This is a genomic window from Miniphocaeibacter massiliensis (genome assembly GCF_900232905.1).
GTDB lineage: Bacteria > Bacillota > Clostridia > Tissierellales > Peptoniphilaceae > Miniphocaeibacter > Miniphocaeibacter massiliensis.
In genome coordinates, this window is the sequence record NZ_OCTQ01000001.1 from 540,354 (window position 1) to 561,646 (window position 21,293).

26 protein-coding genes and 1 tRNA gene are annotated in these 21,293 nt (G+C 28.2%); 3 read left to right on the top strand and 24 right to left on the bottom strand.

The genetic code is table 11. The features are described 5' to 3' along the window. Nucleotides 1-22: 22 nt before the first annotated feature. The 20 genes from CS899_RS02790 to CS899_RS02885 all read right to left on the bottom strand — a co-directional run bounded on the left by CS899_RS02790 (nt 23) and on the right by CS899_RS02885 (nt 16,457). Entirely contained in the window at nt 23-802 is a 780-nt protein-coding gene (locus CS899_RS02790; RefSeq protein WP_099203423.1) for a GNAT family N-acetyltransferase, read from the bottom strand. Nucleotides 803-917: 115 nt separating this feature from the next. Then, nucleotides 918-1,622 carry an Ntn hydrolase family protein gene (locus tag CS899_RS02795; protein ID WP_099203424.1) on the bottom strand — a complete coding sequence of 235 codons (705 nt, stop codon included), beginning with the start codon at nt 1,620-1,622 and terminating at the stop codon, nt 918-920. Between the two features lie 21 nt (nt 1,623-1,643). Beyond that, entirely contained in the window at nt 1,644-2,330 is a 687-nt protein-coding gene (gene gpmA / locus CS899_RS02800; protein ID WP_099203425.1) for a 2,3-diphosphoglycerate-dependent phosphoglycerate mutase, read from the bottom strand. Between the two features lie 63 nt (nt 2,331-2,393). Further along, the gene (locus CS899_RS02805) at nt 2,394-2,930 is read right to left on the bottom strand and encodes a folate family ECF transporter S component (RefSeq protein WP_099203426.1); all 537 of its coding nucleotides are present in this window, start codon (nt 2,928-2,930) and stop codon (nt 2,394-2,396) included. Nucleotide 2,931: 1 nt separating this feature from the next. After that, nucleotides 2,932-3,438 (bottom strand): ECF transporter S component, encoded by a 507-nt coding sequence (locus tag CS899_RS02810; protein WP_099203427.1) that lies wholly within the window; start codon nt 3,436-3,438, stop codon nt 2,932-2,934. A gap of 78 nt (nt 3,439-3,516) precedes the next feature. Beyond that, nucleotides 3,517-4,155 (bottom strand): V-type ATP synthase subunit D, encoded by a 639-nt coding sequence (locus CS899_RS02815; protein ID WP_099203428.1) that lies wholly within the window; start codon nt 4,153-4,155, stop codon nt 3,517-3,519. Continuing rightward, entirely contained in the window at nt 4,156-5,541 is a 1,386-nt protein-coding gene (locus CS899_RS02820) for a V-type ATP synthase subunit B (protein WP_099203429.1), read from the bottom strand. Continuing rightward, entirely contained in the window at nt 5,534-7,306 is a 1,773-nt protein-coding gene (locus tag CS899_RS02825; RefSeq protein WP_099203430.1) for a V-type ATP synthase subunit A, read from the bottom strand. The genes CS899_RS02820 and CS899_RS02825 overlap by 8 nt, the downstream gene beginning before the upstream one ends. Nucleotides 7,307-7,322: 16 nt before the next feature. Then, nucleotides 7,323-7,631 (bottom strand): V-type ATP synthase subunit F, encoded by a 309-nt coding sequence (locus CS899_RS02830; RefSeq protein ID WP_099203431.1) that lies wholly within the window; start codon nt 7,629-7,631, stop codon nt 7,323-7,325. After that, nucleotides 7,624-8,625 carry a V-type ATP synthase subunit C gene (locus CS899_RS02835; protein ID WP_099203432.1) on the bottom strand — a complete coding sequence of 334 codons (1,002 nt, stop codon included), beginning with the start codon at nt 8,623-8,625 and terminating at the stop codon, nt 7,624-7,626. The genes CS899_RS02830 and CS899_RS02835 overlap by 8 nt, the downstream gene beginning before the upstream one ends. A gap of 11 nt (nt 8,626-8,636) precedes the next feature. Continuing rightward, nucleotides 8,637-9,191, bottom strand: coding sequence for a V-type ATP synthase subunit E (locus CS899_RS02840; protein WP_099203433.1), 555 nt, complete (start codon nt 9,189-9,191; stop codon nt 8,637-8,639). A 31-nt stretch (nt 9,192-9,222) separates the two neighbouring features. Further along, on the bottom strand, nt 9,223-9,693 hold the full coding sequence (locus CS899_RS02845) for a V-type ATP synthase subunit K (RefSeq protein ID WP_099203434.1): 471 nt from the start codon (nt 9,691-9,693) through the stop codon (nt 9,223-9,225). Nucleotides 9,694-9,710: 17 nt separating this feature from the next. Next, nucleotides 9,711-11,663, bottom strand: coding sequence for a V-type ATP synthase subunit I (locus tag CS899_RS02850; RefSeq protein WP_099203435.1), 1,953 nt, complete (start codon nt 11,661-11,663; stop codon nt 9,711-9,713). Beyond that, complete coding sequence (locus CS899_RS02855; RefSeq protein WP_099203436.1) at nt 11,650-11,976, bottom strand: hypothetical protein; 327 nt, start codon at nt 11,974-11,976, stop codon at nt 11,650-11,652. Before CS899_RS02855 ends, CS899_RS02850 begins: the two co-directional genes overlap by 14 nt. A gap of 207 nt (nt 11,977-12,183) precedes the next feature. Beyond that, nucleotides 12,184-12,813: a uracil phosphoribosyltransferase gene (gene upp, locus CS899_RS02860; RefSeq protein WP_099203437.1), complete on the bottom strand. Its 630-nt coding sequence runs from the start codon at nt 12,811-12,813 to the stop codon at nt 12,184-12,186. A 56-nt stretch (nt 12,814-12,869) separates the two neighbouring features. Further along, entirely contained in the window at nt 12,870-13,298 is a 429-nt protein-coding gene (locus tag CS899_RS02865; RefSeq protein WP_099203438.1) for a low molecular weight protein arginine phosphatase, read from the bottom strand. After that, nucleotides 13,298-14,353: an L-threonylcarbamoyladenylate synthase gene (locus CS899_RS02870; RefSeq protein ID WP_099203439.1), complete on the bottom strand. Its 1,056-nt coding sequence runs from the start codon at nt 14,351-14,353 to the stop codon at nt 13,298-13,300. The genes CS899_RS02865 and CS899_RS02870 overlap by 1 nt, the downstream gene beginning before the upstream one ends. Next, complete coding sequence (locus CS899_RS02875; RefSeq protein ID WP_164995828.1) at nt 14,292-15,287, bottom strand: cation diffusion facilitator family transporter; 996 nt, start codon at nt 15,285-15,287, stop codon at nt 14,292-14,294. Before CS899_RS02875 ends, CS899_RS02870 begins: the two co-directional genes overlap by 62 nt. 64 nt (nt 15,288-15,351) lie before the next feature. Further along, on the bottom strand, nt 15,352-15,813 hold the full coding sequence (locus CS899_RS02880) for a YbaK/EbsC family protein (RefSeq protein WP_099203441.1): 462 nt from the start codon (nt 15,811-15,813) through the stop codon (nt 15,352-15,354). Between the two features lie 107 nt (nt 15,814-15,920). Then, nucleotides 15,921-16,457, bottom strand: a complete 537-nt coding sequence (locus CS899_RS02885) for an HdeD family acid-resistance protein (RefSeq protein WP_099203442.1) — start codon at nt 16,455-16,457, stop codon at nt 15,921-15,923. 282 nt (nt 16,458-16,739) lie between these two features. Here CS899_RS02885 and CS899_RS02890 point away from each other — a divergent pair. Beyond that, a tRNA-Leu gene (locus CS899_RS02890) sits at nt 16,740-16,826 on the top strand. Nucleotides 16,827-17,022: 196 nt separating this feature from the next. Here the strand turns inward: CS899_RS02890 and CS899_RS11125 are convergent. Continuing rightward, nucleotides 17,023-17,157 carry a hypothetical protein gene (locus CS899_RS11125; RefSeq protein ID WP_422879615.1) on the bottom strand — a complete coding sequence of 45 codons (135 nt, stop codon included), beginning with the start codon at nt 17,155-17,157 and terminating at the stop codon, nt 17,023-17,025. Nucleotides 17,158-17,742: 585 nt separating this feature from the next. Here CS899_RS11125 and CS899_RS02900 point away from each other — a divergent pair. Both CS899_RS02900 and CS899_RS02905 read left to right on the top strand, forming a co-directional pair. Next, a complete protein-coding gene (locus tag CS899_RS02900; RefSeq protein WP_099203443.1) occupies nt 17,743-18,414 on the top strand; it encodes a hypothetical protein in 672 nt (223 codons plus the stop codon). Between the two features lie 86 nt (nt 18,415-18,500). Further along, nucleotides 18,501-18,686: a hypothetical protein gene (locus CS899_RS02905; protein ID WP_099203444.1), complete on the top strand. Its 186-nt coding sequence runs from the start codon at nt 18,501-18,503 to the stop codon at nt 18,684-18,686. Between the two features lie 67 nt (nt 18,687-18,753). On the opposite strand, the gene CS899_RS02910 is transcribed toward CS899_RS02905, so the two are convergent. The 3 genes from CS899_RS02910 to CS899_RS02920 all read right to left on the bottom strand — a co-directional run bounded on the left by CS899_RS02910 (nt 18,754) and on the right by CS899_RS02920 (nt 21,280). After that, entirely contained in the window at nt 18,754-19,731 is a 978-nt protein-coding gene (locus tag CS899_RS02910; RefSeq protein WP_099203445.1) for a cell wall-binding repeat-containing protein, read from the bottom strand. Between the two features lie 162 nt (nt 19,732-19,893). Next, on the bottom strand, nt 19,894-20,313 hold the full coding sequence (locus CS899_RS11130) for an SF0329 family protein (RefSeq protein WP_422879616.1): 420 nt from the start codon (nt 20,311-20,313) through the stop codon (nt 19,894-19,896). Between the two features lie 13 nt (nt 20,314-20,326). Then, a complete protein-coding gene (locus CS899_RS02920; protein ID WP_099203447.1) occupies nt 20,327-21,280 on the bottom strand; it encodes a M28 family peptidase in 954 nt (317 codons plus the stop codon). Between the last annotated feature and the right edge of the window lie 13 nt (nt 21,281-21,293).

Genomic DNA, 21,293 nt, shown 5'->3' on the forward strand with positions numbered 1-21,293 from the left:
TAATATAATAGTTGCTGTTTTATTAGATACCTTTTTTATTCAATATTATGATTAAAAAATAATTCTGTTCAAATCTTAATTTTTTATACATATCTTTTACTCTATCACTTTCATCTGTAACAAGATATATTTCATTCACTCTACTATCTACTGCCTTTTTTACAATTTCTTTTAAAAGTGATGTTCCTATACGCTTATTCCTAAAAGATTCCTTTACATCAAAATTTTCAATTTTAGCTGTCTTGTTCTTAATAAATAACTGACATTTTCCAACTAATTCATTTCCCATATAAATTAAATACATCTTAGAATTACCTGGTTCTAGAAAAACTTTACTTCTTAACCTTATACTCTTCTCACAAAATTCTTTACCACAAACTTCACCATATTCACTTATCTCTAGTTCACATAAATCATCAATATGCTTTTTATTATTTGCTACAATAACATTAGAAATTTCATTTATTTTCCAATTACTATATTCATTATTTAAAAGTTCATAAAATCCATAATATGTAATTTCTTTATACTCTAGTATAGTCTTTAACGTATCTTCTTCAATAAGTTTATCTATTAAAATTTTAGTAAAACTAAGTCCATCTTTATAAGATATTTTTACTTCTTCTTTTATGATTTCTTTTAACTCTTCCTTATCAATATTTTTTGTTTTTATTAAGGTCATATTATGGTCATACATTTTTGGTAATTCATAATCTCTAAATCTAACTATACTATTAGTTCCCAAATATTTTGAAAAACATTTTCTAAAACTAATTTCACAGTTAATAATTGATTCTTTCATATTTCACCTCCAATAATTAATAATATTCTTTTTATCTTTATATAAAACTTTCTTAATCTTTGTAAATATAATAAAAACACCATCTAATAACTATAATTAGATGGTGTTAATCAAACTATTTATTTAAAAATTCGTGTTTCAAAATCTCTTGAAATTTGTTATTTTCTACATAATACACTGTATTTTTATTTTTTGAATATACAAATGAAACTCTAGTTGCCCATCCTTCATTTACTGAAATATTCTTTAACAAATTTAATCCATCTTTTATAGAAAAATTTTTATTCGATTTCTCAAGATAAGTTTTCCCTAACTCATACCTGTTGTCATTTTCATTTATATAATCTTTGGTACTTTCTGGCTGTAAAATAGAATAATTTGTTACTATAGAATACTTATTTTCCTCTACCCTATATCCTATTCCAGGTTCAATTATAAGAACTCTACCATTTTTATCTGATAGTATCGCTTGCATTGTTGACTCTTTATAATACACTATTTTTTGTGTATCAACTATTTTTACAGCATCGTCGAAAGAAATCTCATTTTTTATAAATTTTTCTACTAAGTCTGCTATGGTAACACAATTTTCACAATTTGAATATTTAGCATTTTCATTTCCATGCACATAGAGCAAAGTACCGACATTTCCATTTATATTTACTCCATGATATGAATGGTACAATCCATCTGGCATTTTTATTCCAATATAAAATATATCTTTTTCTTTTATAATTTTATGTGTATAATCATCTAAATCTATTTCAAAATTAAATCCTGTTATAAGATCATCTCCATTATACACAAATCTTGTACACACGTAATATCCTCTTTTCTATTACTATAAATAATATTTATTATTTACAGTTAAATCATCATTTAATTCTAAAACTAAAGGTTCTCCTGTTGGTATTTCTACCCCCATTATATCATCATCAGATATTCCTTCTATATGTTTTAATATTGCTCTTAATGAATTCCCATGTGCTGCAACTAATACTGTTTTATCGTCTAAAAGAGCTGGCGCTATTTCATCTTCCCAAAATGGTATTACTCTCTCTAAAGTTACTTTTAAATTTTCACCTAGTGGAACTGTACCTTTTGGCAAGTTTTTGTATCTTCTGTCATTTATTAAGTTTTCTTCACTTTCAGCATTTTGAAGTGGTGGAAGTACATCATATGACCTTCTCCACTCGTGTACTTTTTCATCTCCATACTTTTCTGCTGTTTCTTTTTTGTTAAGTCCCTGTAATGCTCCATAATGCCTCTCATTTAATCTCCAAGACTTAACTTCTGGTATCCATAATTGTCTTGACTCTTCAAGTATTAAATAACAAGTTTTTATTGCTCTTTGTAAAACTGATGTATATGCAACATCAAATTCAATGTTTGCTTCTTTTACTTTTTTTCCAGCTTCTTTAGCTTGTTTATATCCTTCTTCACTTAAGTCAACATCTACCCAACCAGTAAATTTATTTTCTAAATTCCACTTACTTTGTCCATGTCTTACTAATACTAGTTTCTTCATTTTGCACCTTCTTTATTTTTTATAACTATACCTTTAATACCCTATAATTATAAAAATAAAAAGCTACTTCTTTAATTTTTTTGCCATATTTAATGAAGATAGGAAAATATAAGTTATTAATACATCTACAGGGTATTTTGTGATTGCCTTTACATATATTCCTCTTGTAATCCATTGATTTGATGAAAATAATATTCCTATCCATGTTGGAGTCATTATTAAAGATACTATTATAGTACTCGCTAAAAGCGCTGCCATTATTCTAGGAATTGTTATTTGTTTTTTATAAAAAAAGATTCCAAAAATAAACCCCTGCATCATTGCATTTAAAGTAAAACCTATAAAAAATGCTCCTTTTGGGAATAGAAATGCTCCTATTATATCTCCTACCCCTCCAACTATCATAGCTGGCATAGCTCCATACATATATCCTATAATAGCTACTGCTACAAATTGAAATCCTATCATCATTTGATTTCCAAACAAAGGTATCTCAAATAAACTTAAAACTACATTTAAAGCTGTCATCAAAGCACATATTACTAATACTCTTACATTTCTAAATTCTTTAAAGCTAAATATTTTCTTTATTTCTGTCAATTTACTCACCTTTTATAATCTTTATTTTAGATATTTTCTCTCCAATTACAAAATATACCACACCTGATACTACTCCCTGTGCAATATCATAAGGTATAGATACTAAACCAGCCTTAAAACTTCCTAATAGTATTGAACCCACTATATAATACCCAATTACAAGTATCACTATCGCTATTATTATTCCTATCAAATTTCTTAAACTATGAAATTTATGTTTATATGCAAATTTACCTACTACAAACCCTATTAAAGATTTTATTATTAACGAAAATACTGCCCACTGTGATGCACCTACTAATATATCTGCTGATGCTGAACCCAAACCTCCAGCTATACCACCTATTATTGGACCAAATATACAAGAGCCCAAAAAAATAAATAAATCTCCAAAATGTACATACCCCGCTACTGCTGGTATTGGTATCCTTATTATTATAGTTCCTATAATTACCAACGCTATAAGCAATGCACAAAATACAATATTTCTTAATTCTTTATTCTTCATATAATCCCACCTTTAGATAAACTAATAATATTTTAACAAGTCATAAAAATAAACACAACGGCTAGCGTTGTGTTTATCTTAATTTTCTTGAATTATATCTTTAACTTTCATTAGTCTTGTTATAGTAGCTCTTTCATTTTCATCTAATTTACTACGAATATATTTTATTGTTTCTTCTAAGTCTGGTATAGTTCTATATTCTAGTGCATTTACTCTTCTTCTTGTCTTTTCAAGCTCTTTAGCCATCAACTGACAAGCTTTTTCAACTTCTGCAAGTTCTAATAATTTATCCATTACTCTGTCTAAACCTTCTATTGCATAGTCTAAATCTGCAGATGTTTGAGCATATCCATAAGGATATATACTTCCAGTATCATCTATTTCTGTTTTTGTAAATTTCATTACAGGAATATTAACACTCATTATATTCTTAGTAGTAATTTCTACATCTATTTTTTCTTTTGGAAAAGAAACAGCTTCATCAAGAAATTCAGGACTCATTATAGCTGATGCAAGTAAAAAATCCTTGAAAGAATTACCCAACTCTTCTTCTACTTCTAAACGTAATTCCTTGTTTTTTCTAATAAGACTAATGAATCTTCTCATTAGTTCGTCTTGTTTGTCTTTTAATAGCTTGTGTCCTCTAGTAGATGTCACAAGTCTACCTTTCAGCTCAGACAAGACCATTCTCGTAGGATTTACATTAAGTTTAGCCATCTAATCATCCCCTTGAGAGTCTTCCAAATATTTGTCTAAATATTCATCTCTAATTCTCTTAAGTTCCGATCTAGGTATTATTCTTAATAGTTTCCATCCAAGGTCTAATGTTTCTTCAATAGTTCTGTTGTTATAATAGCCTTGATTTACATACTCTCTTTCAAATTCTTCCGCAAATTTAGAAAATGCTTTATCTGCCTCAGAAAGTGCAGATTCCCCAAGTATTACCGCAAGATCCCTCGCTTCTCTACCTGATGCATAAGCTGCATAAATTTGATTCATTGTATCTGCATGATCTTCTCTGGTTTTTCCTTTACCAATCCCTTTATCTTTCAGCCTTGAAAGTGATGGTATTACAAATACTGGAGGTTCTATTCCTGACTTATAAAGATCTCTTGAAAGTATAATTTGTCCTTCAGTAATATAACCTGTTAAGTCTGGAATAGGATGTGTTATATCTTCTTCTGGCATTGTAAGTATAGGGATTTGTGTTATCGATCCATTTCTCCCCTTAATCTTTCCAGCTCTTTCGTATATCGTTGAAAGGTCAGTATAAAGATATCCTGGATATCCTCTACGTCCAGGTACTTCTTTTCTAGCTGCTGATACTTCACGAAGTGCCTCTGCATAATTTGTCATATCCGTTAAGATTACAAGTACATGCATATCTTTTTCGAAAGCTAAATATTCAGCACAAGTAAGTGCCATTTTTGGTGTTGCAAGTCTTTCTATTGCAGGGTCATTTGCAAGATTCATAAATAAAACTGCCCTATCTATAGCTCCAGTTTCAGTAAAATCATCTATAAAAAATTGTGCTTCATCAAATGTTATACCCATTGCTGCAAATACTACTGCAAAGTTATCACCTTTTCCAAGTACTTTTGCTTGTCTTGCAATTTGTGCTGCAACATTATTATGAGGAAGTCCTGAGCCTGAGAATATAGGTAGTTTTTGACCTCTTACCAATGTATTTAAACCATCAATTGTTGAAATTCCAGTTTGTATAAACTCTGAAGGATAGTCTCTAGAAACAGGATTAATTGGCGAACCATTAATATCTATTTTCTTTTCTGGCATTATTTTAGGACCATTGTCTATTGGTGAACCTAGTCCATCAAATACTCTTCCTATCATATCTTCAGATACACCAAGTTCTAGTGGTCTACCTAAAAATCTAACTGTTGTATCTCTCAAGTTTATTCCTGAAGAACCTTCGAAGATTTGCACCATTGCTTTATCTCCTTCTATCTCAATTACACGACCTCTTCTCTTCTCACCATTTTGTAATTGAATATCTACAAGCTCTTCATATTTTACATCCTCAACACCTTCAACAACCATTAGAGGGCCAACTACTTCTGTTACAGATTTATAATCTTTAAGCATTTACAGTACCCTCCTTTTCTACTAATTTAGTAAAATCTTCTTTCATTTCTTTGGTTATTTCAGCAAATCTATCTAACTCTGTTTCTGGAATATTTTTTGATCTTGCTATTTTATCTCTTATTGGCATTACTTCTATTTCAGAAGTATAAGCACCTTTTTCCAATGCTTCCATTGCTAAGTCATAAAACTCTAATATTAAACTTAACATCTTGTATTGTTTATCTAATGAACAGTAAGTATCTACTTCATGGAAAGCATTTTGTTGTAAAAAGTCTTCTCTTATTGACTTAGTTACTTCTAGTTTTAATTGGTCGGCATCTGAAAGAGCATCTCTACCTACTAGTCTTACTATCTCTTCTAATCCTGACTCTTCTTGTAATAGTGCCATCGCCCTTATTCTATCTCTTGAGAAATTTGTATCTATATTTTCATCAAAGTATTTATCTACTTTTGTCTGATATAGTGAATAAGAGTTTAGCCAGTTAATTGCAGGGAAGTGACGTCTATATGATAGTGCATAATCAAGTCCCCAGAATACTTTTACTATTCTAAGTGTAGCTTGAGATACGGGTTCTGAAATATCCCCTCCAGGAGGTGATACAGCTCCTATTACCGTTAAAGCTCCAACTCTACCATCATTTCCTAAACATTCAACCTTACCAGCTCTTTCATAATAATCTGCAATTCTTGATGCCAAGTATGCTGGGTATCCTTCATCTCCTGGCATTTCTTCAAGACGTCCTGACATTTCTCTAAGAGCCTCTGCCCATCTTGATGTTGAATCCGCCATCATAGCTACAGAATATCCCATGTCTCTAAAATATTCTGAAATTGTAATTCCTGTATATATAGATGCTTCCCTTGCTGCTACAGGCATATTTGAAGTATTAGCTATTAAAACAGTTCTCTTCATTAATGATTCGCCTGTTTTTGGATCTATTATCTCTGGGAATTCCATAAGAACGTCTGTCATCTCATTACCACGTTCACCACAACCTACATATACTACTATTTCAGCATCTGCCCATTTAGCCAACTGATGTTGTACTACCGTTTTCCCTGAACCAAATGGCCCTGGGATTGCAGCTGCTCCACCTTTTGTTACAGGAAAAAATGTATCAATAACCCTTTGTCCTGTAATTAATGGATCTGTTGGGTCAAGTTTATTTGAATATGGTCTTCCTTTTCTTACTGGCCATTTTTGCAACATTGTAAGTTCTTTTTCACCATCTTCAGTTTTTACTACTGCAACTGTTTCTTCTATTGTAAAATTACCTGATTCAATTTTTTCTAATGTTCCTTCAATTCCCACTGGTACCATTATTTTATGAGACACTATTGGTGTTTCTTGTACTGTACCTATAATATCTCCTGGCTTAACTAAGTCTCCTACATTTACAACTGGAACAAACTCCCATTTCTTTTCTCTATTTAATGATTTTACCGCTACACCTTTTGTTAAAAAATCTCCTGCTGCATCTTGAAGAGATTGTAATGGTCTTTGAATACCATCAAACATCTGCTCAATTAATCCAGGTCCCAATTCTATTGATAATGGAGACCCTGTTGTAATAACAATATCTCCAGGTCCTATACCTGTAGTTTCCTCATATACTTGGATCGAAGCTTTATCGCCTCTCATCTCTATGATTTCACCAATGAGCTTATTTTCTGAAACTTCTACTACATCATATACGTTTGCATCTTCCATTCCTTCAGCTACAACTAAAGGACCAGAAACTTTTATTATTCTACCTACTTTCAATTATAAGCTCTCTCCTTTATAAAATATTAGATCCAACTGCTTTTTCTACATTTTTATTTATGTTTTTCATACCTATACCAAGTGTTCCTTGATTTGATGGTATTAATATTACAGCTGGTGTAATTTCTGAATTGTATCGGTCTATAGTCTCTGGAATTAAATTTGCCAACTGTTCTGTTATAAATATAACTCCATAATCCTCTTTTGCGATACTATCAACTATTTTTCTTGTTTCGTTTGCTTCATAAGCAATGTAAACATGTACTCCCAAAGCTCTAAACCCAAGAACTGAATCTCTATCTCCTACAACGGCTACTTTATGCATAACTCTCACGTAACCTTTCTCTAGTAAATTTAGTTGGAAGCTTATTTAGTTTAGAAACAAATATAATCCTCAAATTTTTAATTTCTGTTTCTTTTGCTAATAAATACGCAAATGAAACTTCTGGACCATATGTAACTTTCTTAGCTTCTTTTATGACTTCCATTAAATAATTATCCATACTCTTTTCAAAAACTGAAAGACTATTTGTTAAATTATACTCTTTTAAACTTTCTTTCAATGAATAATAAATTCTTGATGTTTTAAATAAATTGCTGTTCTCATCAACTTTAGTAAATAAAAAATCTCTATATTTGTTTTTATCTATTGTTCCACCATCTATTATTACTCTATCTAAAAAATTCAAGTCTTTCTTTTGATTTTGACACCTCAATAAAGTTCTTATATTGGTAAAGTCTATTAAGTCTTCAACATAAGTTTTAAATAGATCTACGTCTGATTGTTCTGCAACTTTTTTCGAATCCTCAAAGTATGCTTTATCTATTAAAATATCTATGTTTTGAGGATCATTGAATTCTAAAAACTGATCGTAAACATCATTTATGACTTCTGAATATCTACTATCTAATTTTGAACGATCCCCAGATTCAAATTCTTCTTTCAATTTATCAAAATCAAAATTGCCAAAATTAATATACATTCTTTCATAATTAAGTCCACTAATTTTTTCTTTTATAATAACTTTCAAGTTATGGTATTCATACTTCATAGCTATTAAATCTACAACTTCTGGGCTTGGTAAAAACTCATAATATTTTCTAAAAGTATCATTTAACGCTTCTTTTAAAGCTACTTCATAATCTTCACTTCTACTTAGTTTATTAATATAAGCTTGGTATGGTGTATCATTTAAATGCTTTATAGCATTTTCTAAGTTATCTGATTCAATCATTCTACTAAATTGACTTTTTGTAAGTAGACTTTTTTCATATACTCTTGTGGTTGTTGAGCTTTGGATGAATTTAGTTCTATCCATTTTTTCCTCCTTTATTCCACAAATAATTTTCCAGCTATATAACCTTCTAAATCATCACTCATATAGTCTACTAAATTTGAAAAATCATTATTTATAATAGAACTTTTTCCTACAAATGCAAATCCACTATCTACAAACTCATTTGATATTTCATTATTTAGTCCTAAAGCTTTTACTGAATCTAGTTTATCTTTTTGTACTTTTATTAAATAATCACTATCTACTTCAGATTTTTTTAAAGTATTCAATAAAATATTTGTATAAGTTTTATCATCCATATTTTTTAATTTGTCTTTTACAATTAAAAGTACTTTTGAAACAGTTCTCTGTTTAGCCTCTAAAATCTTATCTCTAGCTTTTAAATTTGCACTATTCGAAGCTTTTTCTGTTAAATTTTTCGCTTCTTCTCGTGCTTTTGAAATAATTTGCAATTTCATTTCATTTGCAGTCTTTTCTTTGTTTTGAATATATTTATCTCTATTACTATTTGCTTCTTGTAAAATCTTATTACTCTCTTTTTCCGAATCATTTAAAAGTGTTTGAATAATATTGTCTAAATTTGACATTTTTTCACATCCTTAATTTTAAGATACTTAATTACATTAAAGTATTACTAATCATTAAGAATGAGATAGCAAATCCTAATATAGCATACAACTCAACCATAACTGCTAATACGATACCTTTTGCTTGTTGCTCTTCGTTTTTAGCCAATATGTTGATACCTGCTACTGAAACTTTAGCTTGTGCTATAGCTGATACTAATCCAACAATTCCTACTGGTAATGCTGCAAAAACTGCAAATAATCCTTGTGCAAAATTTAAGTCTCCAACCATAACAATTAATACGATACCAATAACAAAACCATAAAGTCCTTGTGTACCTGGTAATAATTGAAGTACTAGTGCCTTACCAAATTTTTCTGGTTCTTCTATTATTACACCTGCTGCTGCTTCCCCAGCCATTCCAACACCTTTTGCAGAACCTATTCCTCCTAAAAAAACTGCTAAAGCTACTGCTAGTCCTTTTAAAATTAGTCCACCATTTTCAATAAAAAATTCAGCCATTAATAATTCCTCCTAATTTAATTTTCAATTTTAAAATATTTAGATTTTTCTATTAAACCCTTGAAGGCCTTTCCTCCACCTTCATAGAATTTATTAAACATTTCAACATAAGTTAGTCTTGCAGTATGAACATAAGCACTTAAATAAGATAAAAAAACATTAAATAATTGGAAAATCAAAAATACAATTAATCCTCCTATAGCACCTATTATTCCTGCTCCAAATAACATTTCTACTATCATGTTTACTGCTAAAGCTATAAATCCCCCTGAAAGGGCTAATGCCATAATTCTAAGATATGATACGAAATCTCCAATGTAACTTGTTATTCCATATAATTCATATACTCCTGATGCTACTTTCCCAACTATAGTTTTTGCATCTCTTCCTCCAGTTGCAACAATTCCTATCATACCAATAACTGATACTATTAATCCTATTTTTCCAATCATTGGAGTTACTGCTGGTATAAGTTTTGAAAGCGCAAATACAATTATTCCAATTAGAGTCATATACCAAAATCCTACGTCAAATAGAGCATCTAGTATTTTTTTGTCTCTTATTTTCATATAAGCTTGTATTGCTAATCCAAAGAATAAATGTATTCCTCCTAAGATTAAAGCTACTATTATCATCTTCATCGAATCATTAGCTGGACTTAATATAGGTTTTTCTATAATAGTAAAACCAAAGAATGAACCATATACAATTCCTGCTATTGATGTACAAATTCCTATAAACATGAAAAATTTAACAAACTTTCTCATGCTATCTTTTAAGTTGAAAAACTTAAGTCCAATAACACATCCTATAGTTAACAATAATCCATAACCTAAATCCCCAACCATCATTCCTGCAAATATCGCATAAAAAACTGAAAATAATGGTGTTGGATCAATTTCATTATATTTAGGCAAAGAATACATTTCTGTCATGCCTTCAAATGCTTCTGAAAATTTACCATTTTTAAGTATAATTGGAACTTCTAAATCATCTTTTTCCGCTGGTTTTATATCCAAGTAATAACGATCATTTAATATATTATCCAATATTTTTTTAAATTCTTCTTCTTTGTTTGTAGGGACATAGCCTTCTATTACATTTACACTATTTGTAGTTACGAATTTTTCAACAGACGTTTCTCTTAATTTTGTATTTGTTAAAAACTCATAATAAATCTCTAGTTCTCCTAAAACTCCTGTACTATCTTTTAATTTCGTTTCTTCTTCACTAATAGTTTTATTACTTTCTTCAATTTCAAGCTTTAAATAAAATATTTCATCTCTTACTATGCCTTTTGCATCAATATAGATAGAATTGTATCCATTTTTTCTTAATATCTCTAAATCTCTAGATTTGTTTTCAAGTGTTGTAACAAATAATATATAAGTATTTCCTTTCTCTTCACTTACAACTTCAAAGTAAGAGTCGTCTATATCCTTATAGTCTTCTTTTAAATTATCTAGATATCTAGTAGGTAGTACACCTGTAGTTATAAATACCTTGTCTAATTTATTTAGTTCTGCAATAGGAATACTAATCCCTTCCCAAACCTTTAACTCATCAATTTTCTGGTTTAAATTATGTATATTTTGCCTACTGCGTTCTATTTTTTCGCTTGATTTTAAAAGGTTTTTATAAACTTCATTAAAGTCGAATTTACTAGCTTTTTCAATTATTTCATTAAACGTATAAGTAGGTAGTCCTTCTTTTAAAGATTTTAACATACCCTCTTTAGGTTTATACTTTTGTAATAAATCAATAGCCCAGTTAACTTTAACAAGTTCTTCAGAAACTGCATTAATTTCATTACCAACTATAATTTTCTCTAATGATTCATACTTCTCTTCTTCAGATTTCGTTAAATCATTGAAATGAACAAATTGGAATTTTTGAAGTTCTCTTAGAAGATTCGCCCTATCATAATCAAATGCTAGCAAATTGAATTTGCTCATTTTAACTATCGACATAATCTTTCACAATCCTCTCTACAATTGCATCTGCAACCTCATTTAAAATATTTTCATCTTTATTCAAAATTACATTTGCATTTCTTTCAGCATTTTCGATAATTGGAAATTCTATTTCTCTACTTTTCTCTCTTGCTTCTTCCAATATTTTATGCCTTTCTTGTTCACCTTCTTTCAAAATACCATTGTATTTTTCTGTACCTTGAATTTTCATTTTTTCTTGAATTTCTAAAGCTTCTTTCTTCGCTTCTTCTACTTGTTTTTTCGCTTTATCCTCGGCATCTTTAATTTGATTAATTGCATTGGACGACATATACTCACCCCCTATAAAGATAAACGATTTCATCTTTTTAAACTTAGCATAAATTTTAATGGGCTATTACGTTAAATTTATAATAATCTAAAATATCGAAACATTATCCCATTAAATCATCACTATGGAAATATAGTAACATATTAAGTGATTTAAATCAATTTGAAAAATCAATAATATGTTACTAATTATTCAAAAATATTTTATCTATTTAGTGCCAAAAAGTCTATCTCCAGCATCTCCAAGTCCTGGTAAAATATATCCATGATTATTTAATTTTTCATCCAAGCCTGCAACAAAAATCGGAACATCTGGATGAGCATCATGTATTAATTTAACTCCTTCAGGAGCTGCAATTATATTAACTAGTTTAATCGTTTTAGCACCTTTATTTTTCAAATACTGAATTGCTGCAGATGCTGAACCACCTGTTGCAAGCATAGGATCTAGAACTAAAATATCTCTATCTGCTATATCTGATGGTAACTTACAATAATATTCTACTGGCTCTAATGTTTCAGGATCTCTATATAAACCAATATGACCAACCTTTGCTGCTGGTAAAATATTTAGCATTCCATCTACCATTCCAAGTCCTGCTCTAAGTATAGGTATTATTGCTATTTTTTTCCCTGCTAATACCTTACTTTTTGTTTTTTCCATTGGTGTTTCAATTTCTACTTCTTCTAATTTCAAGTCTCTTGTTACTTCGTAAGCCATTAACATTGAAATTTCAGATACCAAGTCTCTAAACTGCTTAGAACCTGTATTTTTATCCCTCAAATGTGTTAACTTATGCGTTATCATAGGATGATCAAAAACTGTTACATTATCCATTAAATTCCTCCTAAATTTTTTATATATTAATATAATACCATTAATATAACATTAATTTATAATATCTTTAATAGTTTTTTTATTAATTCCTTAATTTCTTCTTTTGTTTCTCTATAAACTTCTAAACCTGAACCATATGGATCCATTATTTCTATTTTCTCCTTATCCACATAATCGTAAAACATAAAAGTTTTATCATTTGGTAAGTATTGTCTTATTAATTCTAAATGACTATATCCCATTGTTAAGATTAAATCTGCCCATTCTATATCTTCTTTGTCAATTTGCTTAGAAATATGCCTTGTTATATCAATTCCATCTTCTGACATTACTAAAATCGAATTTTTGCTTGGATAATCTCCATGTGCTCCTGTACCAACGGATTTTGCTCTATGTATAGCCGTTTCTTTAAAATAGCTATTAAATAAGTATTCTGCCATTGGACTTCTACATGTATTTCCAGTACATACAAATAATATATTCATTATAAAATCCTAACTGTACCAGAAGATGATTTTTTTAATCTATTCATTATTCCAATACCTATCCCTTTTTCCAGAGTTCCTTCGCAGATTATATGTTCTACTTTTAATTTATCTGCTAATCTTAAATTTTTAAATAGATTATATGCCATTTCATTAAGTTTTTCCTTACTTCCTAATGTTAAAAAAATACCATCTTTTGGTACTAAATTTTTATTTTCTTCAAATAATATATATGCTGTGTTTTTAATTGTACTTTTAATATAAATTACTATAAATTCTTTTATTTGTTTATTATTTCCAATTATTACTTCCATACTAGCTTTAGGTGCATAGTGTTTGTACTTTTGACCTGGTGAACGTGGAATAACTCCTTCTTCTAATAATGCATTGTCATATTCTACTTCTTTTAAATAATTTTCTAAATCTACTTTATCAAAAAAACCTGGTCTTAAGATAGTGTATGGTTTAGATGTTAAGTCTAATACAGTAGACTCTATACCTATACTTGACTGCCCCCCATCCACTATTAAATTTATCTTTCCATTTAAATCTTCCATTACATCTTTTGCTGTTGTTGGCGATGGTCTCCCTGAAAGGTTTGCTGATGGTGCCGCAATAGGCAGTCCTACCTCTTTTATTATTTCTCTAGCTACCTTATGACTTGGCATTCTTATAGCTACTGTGTTTCCACCTGCTGTTACTATATTTGGAATTTTTTCACTTTTTCTCAAAACTATTGTTAATGGTCCAGGCCATAATTCTTCTAACATTTTTTCTGCTTCTATAGGAACTTCTTTTACTAAATCATAAAGTTCTTCTAATTCAGATATATGCAGTATTAATGGATTATCTGCTGGTCTTCCCTTTACTTCAAATATTTTTTTACAAGCTTCTTCTGAAAGTCCACTTGCTCCTAATCCATAAACTGTTTCTGTTGGAATAGCTACAAGTTCATTTTTTCTTAAATACTTTGCTGCTTTTTTTATTATATTTCTATTTATATCTAAGGCTTCTGTATTTACAGTTGTTTCTATTTTTGCAATTTCCGTTTTCATCATTTTCTCTTTCTAAACAATTTACTGGATCCATATGAATAGCAATCTTAACTTTGCATTCATCGTATATCCTATTTTCTAATTCATCTGCTGTTTCATGTACATCTCTAAAATATAAACTACATGGAAAATCTAAATGAACTGAACCGTATATGTTTCCTCTTCCATATTCGTAAATATTTAATCTATGTACTCCTTCTACATATTTCCCAGATTTTAGTATGTCTTCTATTTTATTTATTAACTCTTTATCTGGAGCTTTACCTAATATTACATCTATTGAATCCATTGCTATATCATATCCAGATTTCAAAACTATAAATGATACTACCACCCCTATAAATCCATCTAGATTTATATCAAAATAATAGTAAATTAATATTGATATTATAATACCTATAGTAGATAAAATATCACTTAATGCATCTTTAGCTACTCCTATTAATGTGATAGAATTTATTTTTTCTCCTAAGACTTTATTATACCTATAAATAAAAATTTTAACTATAATAGAAATAATCAAAATACTTGTAGTAATTACACTAAAGTTTAAATCTTCTGGATTAAAAATTTTTACAACAGATTCTTTTAATAAAGTTAAACCTGTAACTAGTATTAAAAACGCAACTACCAATGAAGAAATATACTCAAATCTTCCATGCCCATAGGGATGTTCTTCATCTGCTGGTTTTTCAGCTAAATACGTCCCTATTAAAGTTACTACTGAACTCATTGAATCTGCTAAATTATTAAATGCATCTGATATTACTGCAACTGAATTAATTATAATACCTATTACTAGCTTTACTGCAAAAAGTAATAAATTTAAAAACAGTCCAATTACACCAGACTTCTTTATACTTTTATCTCTTTGTTTTAGATTCTTTTCATTTACTTCACTACCAATAATTATATTGATAATTATATTAATCATTTTCATCTCCTTTATATATAAGCATTAAAAAAACCTAAATATTATTTTAGGCTTTACAAATTTGCTATTTACTTATATCTATCCAAGATATGCTATTTGAAACAGTTTCTAACTCATCTATTGTAAGTTTTATAGAACTATCCTTACTTCCACAAGCAGGGTAAACTATTTTATGCTCTTTTAAAGAATTATCTAAATACACTTTTACTTCTTCTTTAATTCCAAAAGGACAAACTCCACCTACTTCATGGCCAACCAACTCTACTGCTTCTTCAGCTTTTAACATTTTTGCTTTTGTATTAAAAAAATCTTTAAATTTTTTATTGTCTATTTTTTTATCTCCTGCTAAAACTACCATTACAGGTTCATCATTAACTTTAAAGGTTAAAGATTTTGCTATTTGAGCCTCTGAACACCCTATTTGTTCTGCTGCAAGTTCAACAGTAGCTATCAATTCCTTATGTATTACTATATTGTTTTCCAAATTATATTTTTCAATATGCAATTTTGCATTTTCAAAACTCATAATACACCTCTTTTTAGTATTATAGCATATTCGAAATTTATTATTTATATAAAAGTTTTAAATATGTAAATAAAGAAAGAAGAGTTTATCACTCTTCTTTATATATACTATTGTTTTTCACTTGTAAAAGCCTCTACAATATTTAATATTCCAAACAACATGAAATAGAATCCTACTATATATGCTATTGTCATTATAGAACTTAGAGGGTTAGTGAATAGCATTATTCCTAAAACAATTCCTAATAAATTTATTATTAAAGTAAACCAATAATATCCATCACTAACTGATTTCGCTAAATCACTACTGATTAAGCCTTCCACACACCTTATAATAAACCAAATAGCAAAAACATAAGGCAATACTAAAACACCTTCATAAACATTAAATAACAATATAATTCCTATTAAAATATTTAGAATACCTACTAATATCATGAAAGTAGATTTATAGCCTGTAACTTCTTTTATAGTTCTCCTTATTGCAATTTGATATATTCCTTCTAGCAAAGCTGTTACACCAAATACCATTACTATAGCAACTAAATCACTTTCCGGATCTCTAAATGCCACCATTGAGGCTATAACAAAAACAATACCTATTAAAAAACTTCCCCAATTAAATTTTGATTCTTTTTTTACCATAATGTACCTCCTAAAGTATAATAATTAAAAGATAGATTTATATTCTACTATCTTTTTTCCTACTGTTAATAAATACCAAAAAAAATTCTATATATATTTTTTTATCTACATTTATTTATATATATTAAGTTTTATTAATATTTTAATACTTTAATTTTAATTGAATGTAGTATATTACTATTTGTAAAGATTTAAACTTAATATTGTATTTTATTTTAATAATTAGTTAATATCTTTTTATTGAACTATACTCTATTATATGCTATTATAATAAAGTATCGCGCCAGAGTGGCGGAATTGGCAGACGCGCGGGACTCAAAATCCCGTGGTGGCAACATCGTGCGGGTTCGACCCCCGCCTCTGGTACCAAAAAAGACTGATAACTCAGTCTTTTTTTATTTTATAAATCTTTTATAACATTATTTTATTTCATCTAATATTTTAACTAAATACTTTTCACCTATTTAACTAATTAAAGTATTTTCATCAAAACTATCTCCCATATTTGCTATATATACTTCTGATTACTACATAATATAGATGTTCAAAAAGGTCATAGATTATATTAAATGATTATTTCCTCTAAAATTCCAATATTTTCTGTAAATATTGAAACTATTCCACCTATTTTTTCATTCCATCCACTTTTACCAAATGGTCTTGATGCAACATCTAAAACATTTTTTGAAACTACTGGAATTGTTCTATTATATTCTGGTGTTACAAATAAAAAAGCATCTAAACTTTCTACTTCTTTTCATTCTTTTATACATTCTTCTGTAACTTTATCTTCTTGCTCCGAATCTTCATTATAGTAAGTAATATCTCCTATTTTTATAAAATTAACCTCTTCTTCTTTTTTCAAATCTTTTTGCTGTAATTTATGCTAATTTTTTGAATATGATTCTCATCTTAAACTTACTAATAATATCCCAATGTTTTTAATGTAAATCACTCCTTAAACATTTTATGTTTACATTTATACAAATTTATAAATTATTAGTTTTATTTGCACTAAAAAAAGACTGATCTATCCTCTCTTCCAAATTATGCATTTATATTTTAAATTACATTGTTTTACTCTATCAATTCTTTAATCTTGACAGTCATATAGTTTTTCTTTTCATATGCCTTTTCTAATATTTAATATACATATATCTTATACCTATATTCCTAAATAATTGCTGCCTATTATTTTTTATTTAATTATAGTTATTTTTACATTTTTGTTGTATTATATAATAATATATACTTTTTATATATTATTAATATTTAAGGAGGATTTATGAAAAAGAAATTATTTTTATTAACTATTATAATTGTTTTAATTTTATCTTTTACTGCTTGTAATAAAAATTCGAAAGATGAAACTAAAGAAGAAACAAGTACTACTGTGGCTGTAACAGAAACTACTACAGAGCCAATTACAGAAGCAACAACTTCCGAAGAACCTTCTGAGTCTAGTTCTAATTTTAATTCTAATGAACTTTACAATGAAGAACTTTATCAAAAATTTTTAAAGATTGAAGAGGGTATGACTAAATCGGAGGTGGATTCTATTTTAGGAGTTGAATCTTCTCCTGCTGTTTCTATGAATATAAACGGAGAGAAAAGTGTAGGTGCTTATAATTATGAAACTAACCGTCCAATCGCAACTCTTACGGTATTTTTCTCTTCCGATAAAGTCTCTGGTAAAACACAGTTAGGATTAGTCAAAGATACTGTTGTAACTTCTTCACAAGCCAAAAAAGTTAAAGAAGGTATGAAAATAGAAGAAGTATTTAAAATATTAGGCTCTGGAGATTTAACTTCTGAAGACTATAATAGAAATGGAACTTCTGCTAGTTATTCATATAAAGTTGACAGTTCTAACTTATTAACTATTAATACCAAAAATGGTATAGTTGAAAATATATCTAATATAAATATGGATCAATATAATACTTTCAAAAATTAAACATAAAATTTGATATAATAAATTTTTGCTTTACTTCACTATATTAAATTCCTCTATGTTACAATATATATAAGGAGGTGGATAAAATGACAGATTACGAAAAACGTTCTCATGAATTGGCATTAAAAGTTGCAGAATATGTTTATAATTCAAAAGCTAAACATCCAACATATAATCCTTCAAATATTAATGCAGGCTTTTATGAAACTTACATAAATGCTTATAACGATTTTATCGAGGCATTTAATCGTGATGACAATAAAAATGAATAGGTTTTTATTTAAAATTGTTAAAGATAAAATATAAATAAAAAAGGAAGACTAAATCTTCCTTTTTTATTTATCTAATGTTTTTTAGTTCATTTTCTACATTGTTTGAAATAGCTGCTTCACCCCCGACTATAACAATATTTTTTATATTTCTATTTTCTTGTATATAGTTTTTTGTTTCTATAGATAATTTTTTTTCTTCTGTAAGTAATATTGCTGCTTTCCTATTTCCACATAACACACTTGATGTTAAAGCATCTGGATAGTTTGTTCCTGAAACTAATATTATAGTATCAATATCTTTATTTAAATATTCTTTATATTTTTTTGCTACTTCTACTGCTGTTCCATAAATATTGTTTCCTGATATTCTAGTATAATTATATTCTGGAAATTCTTTCTCTTCTTCTATTTCAATATTACCAATTACTATTTCCGGTAAAAGACCTCCTGGTTTGTATGGCATTAGGTAAGTACCTTCCATTTGCCCTACAAAAGGAGCTGCTGGTAAACCTTCTGCAAAATTATATCCATCAAATCCCACACTTGAGTCTCCCATAGCTTGACTTCCATAAGTTAACTCATATTTCTTTTCTGCTACTTTAGATGCTGTGCCATATCTATCTGCTCCTACTAAAGTTTGAACTTTAGGTACTATTTTTTTAATATCTCCTACAACTTTTTTAGATATTACCGCTTCTCCACCTAGAACAAAAACTTCATCTACATTTAATCTTTTAAGTTCTTCTTTTACTTCTTCTGGTATGTAATTCTTTCTAACTAGAAGAATCGGTGCTTTAATGTAAACTGATAAAGTTCCTCCTGTCAATGCATCTGCATATCCTTCTCCACTAGCTATAATAGCATATTTAGAAATACTAAACTCTTGTCTACTAACTTTAACAGCTGTTTTATATCTGTCGCTACCTAAAATTCTTGTAACATTTAGTCTTTCATTTTGTGTTACCTCACTCGCTTTTGCTGCTGGTATAAATGCTGTTAACATAAATAATGATACCAATACTAAAGATAAAATTCGCTTTTTCATTTTTGTTCCTCCTTTAATTTATTTTGTAAATTTATTATACTACTTAATATTGATATAAAGTTTACAAAGTAGTTAAGATACAGTTACAATATAGTTAAAATTCGGTTACAATATAGTTACATTAAATTTAATAAAAAAAAAGATAGAATTATCTATCTCTTTTTACTCATTATAGTATCTGAAATTATAAAACTCCTCTAGCCATTTTGTTTCTCCAACTAAAATATTCTTTAACTCTTTAAATTTTTTCTTTCCAATCCTTCTGTCAAAAATAGTAAATAATCTAATTAATGCATTATCAGAGTTGATATTATCATATATAGAATTATTTATATACTCATAGTAACTAATATAAAAATCATAGTGCATGAACCTACCATCTTCTAATGCTTCTTCTGTATTTTCATAACCATATATTTCCAAACTTTCAATATCACTTGTATTTAACTTTACTTCTTTATCCAGTAAAATAGTAACTCTACCATATGCTCTATCATGTGATTTTCTGTATAGAGTAAGTTGATATTCAACTTTTCCTTTTAAACTTTCTGCAATCCATTCATTTTCAAGTTCTTTCTTTATTTATTTAAAACTTTTATCCATCTATATCCTCTAATCTTTCATTCTTTATAAAATCAATCATAATGTCTTTTAATATTTCTATATTTTCTTTCATAAATACTTTATCTCTTGAATTGTGGATACCACTTAAATAATAACCAAGTATAGGTGCTTTTTTTAAAGCTGCAACTCCTACACTATTTTTAAAAATCAATTGGTCTGATGGGTAAACATATTTAATAGCTTTTCCTATAAAATATGTTTTTCGAATACAATCTTTTTCTATAATTTTTTCAATAGAAGAATTTAAACAATTATTATATTTAGAGTTTCTAAAATGCTTTTTAGTAATAAATGCAAAATTATCTCCATTTGAAACACAATCAAAATTAATTAAAGGTTTTTCTTCTATTACATTTCTGTATTTATTATTAAAATTTGTTGAACCTATAAGTCCTATTTCCTCTTGATCAAATAGCACAAAAGAAACCTTGTTTTTAAATTCCTTTGGTAAATCTTCCATTATTGAAAAAATTGTAGCAACACCTGATGTATTATCATTAACTGTATTTTTATTTGCATATCCAAACTGCATCTGTAAAGTAACTAAAATTAAAACTATAAGTGAAATATATGTAGCTATAAAATCATTTACAAATTTAGACAATATTATATTTGTCAAAATCGGAATAAAAAACATGGCTATCAATAAATATAATTGACCTAGAATAAATCCAAACCAGCTAACCCCCATAAACATTGGAATAAAAAAATTAGCTTGTGTATCATAATGTGCTGTAAAAATCATTTCTGATGTTTCTACATTTCCAATAATTATATTTCTACCTTTTTTACTATATTTATCAATTGTTAAATTATAATCCAAAGATTTTGTTTTTTCATCTACCCATTCTATAAATTTAGTCTTTTCAGTATAAGATTTTCTAACCTGATATTTTTCTATTAATTCATTAATATTTTCTCTCATAATAACTCCTATA

Bases quoted from the DNA above. Each gene is read 5' to 3' on its own strand.
- CS899_RS02820 (WP_099203429.1), bottom strand. From the start codon at position 5,541: ATGCTTAAAGATTATAAATCTGTAACAGAAGTAGTTGGCCCTCTAATG.
- CS899_RS02900 (WP_099203443.1), top strand. From the start codon at position 17,743: ATGAAAAAGAAATTATTTTTATTAACTATTATAATTGTTTTAATTTTA.
- CS899_RS02850 (WP_099203435.1), bottom strand. From the start codon at position 11,663: ATGTCGATAGTTAAAATGAGCAAATTCAATTTGCTAGCATTTGATTAT.
- upp (WP_099203437.1), bottom strand. From the start codon at position 12,813: ATGGATAATGTAACAGTTTTTGATCATCCTATGATAACGCATAAGTTA.
- CS899_RS02880 (WP_099203441.1), bottom strand. From the start codon at position 15,813: ATGAGTTTTGAAAATGCAAAATTGCATATTGAAAAATATAATTTGGAA.
- CS899_RS02905 (WP_099203444.1), top strand. From the start codon at position 18,501: ATGACAGATTACGAAAAACGTTCTCATGAATTGGCATTAAAAGTTGCA.
- CS899_RS02810 (WP_099203427.1), bottom strand. From the start codon at position 3,438: ATGAAGAATAAAGAATTAAGAAATATTGTATTTTGTGCATTGCTTATA.
- CS899_RS02865 (WP_099203438.1), bottom strand. From the start codon at position 13,298: ATGAATATATTATTTGTATGTACTGGAAATACATGTAGAAGTCCAATG.
- CS899_RS02870 (WP_099203439.1), bottom strand. From the start codon at position 14,353: ATGAAAACGGAAATTGCAAAAATAGAAACAACTGTAAATACAGAAGCC.
- CS899_RS02855 (WP_099203436.1), bottom strand. From the start codon at position 11,976: ATGTCGTCCAATGCAATTAATCAAATTAAAGATGCCGAGGATAAAGCG.
- CS899_RS02845 (WP_099203434.1), bottom strand. From the start codon at position 9,693: ATGGCTGAATTTTTTATTGAAAATGGTGGACTAATTTTAAAAGGACTA.
- CS899_RS02840 (WP_099203433.1), bottom strand. From the start codon at position 9,191: ATGTCAAATTTAGACAATATTATTCAAACACTTTTAAATGATTCGGAA.
- CS899_RS02815 (WP_099203428.1), bottom strand. From the start codon at position 4,155: ATGGCTAAACTTAATGTAAATCCTACGAGAATGGTCTTGTCTGAGCTG.
- CS899_RS02790 (WP_099203423.1), bottom strand. From the start codon at position 802: ATGAAAGAATCAATTATTAACTGTGAAATTAGTTTTAGAAAATGTTTT.
- CS899_RS02885 (WP_099203442.1), bottom strand. From the start codon at position 16,457: ATGGTAAAAAAAGAATCAAAATTTAATTGGGGAAGTTTTTTAATAGGT.
- CS899_RS02910 (WP_099203445.1), bottom strand. From the start codon at position 19,731: ATGAAAAAGCGAATTTTATCTTTAGTATTGGTATCATTATTTATGTTA.
- CS899_RS02875 (WP_164995828.1), bottom strand. From the start codon at position 15,287: ATGATTAATATAATTATCAATATAATTATTGGTAGTGAAGTAAATGAA.
- CS899_RS02830 (WP_099203431.1), bottom strand. From the start codon at position 7,631: ATGCATAAAGTAGCCGTTGTAGGAGATAGAGATTCAGTTCTTGGGTTT.
- CS899_RS02835 (WP_099203432.1), bottom strand. From the start codon at position 8,625: ATGGATAGAACTAAATTCATCCAAAGCTCAACAACCACAAGAGTATAT.
- CS899_RS02920 (WP_099203447.1), bottom strand. From the start codon at position 21,280: ATGAGAGAAAATATTAATGAATTAATAGAAAAATATCAGGTTAGAAAA.
- gpmA (WP_099203425.1), bottom strand. From the start codon at position 2,330: ATGAAGAAACTAGTATTAGTAAGACATGGACAAAGTAAGTGGAATTTA.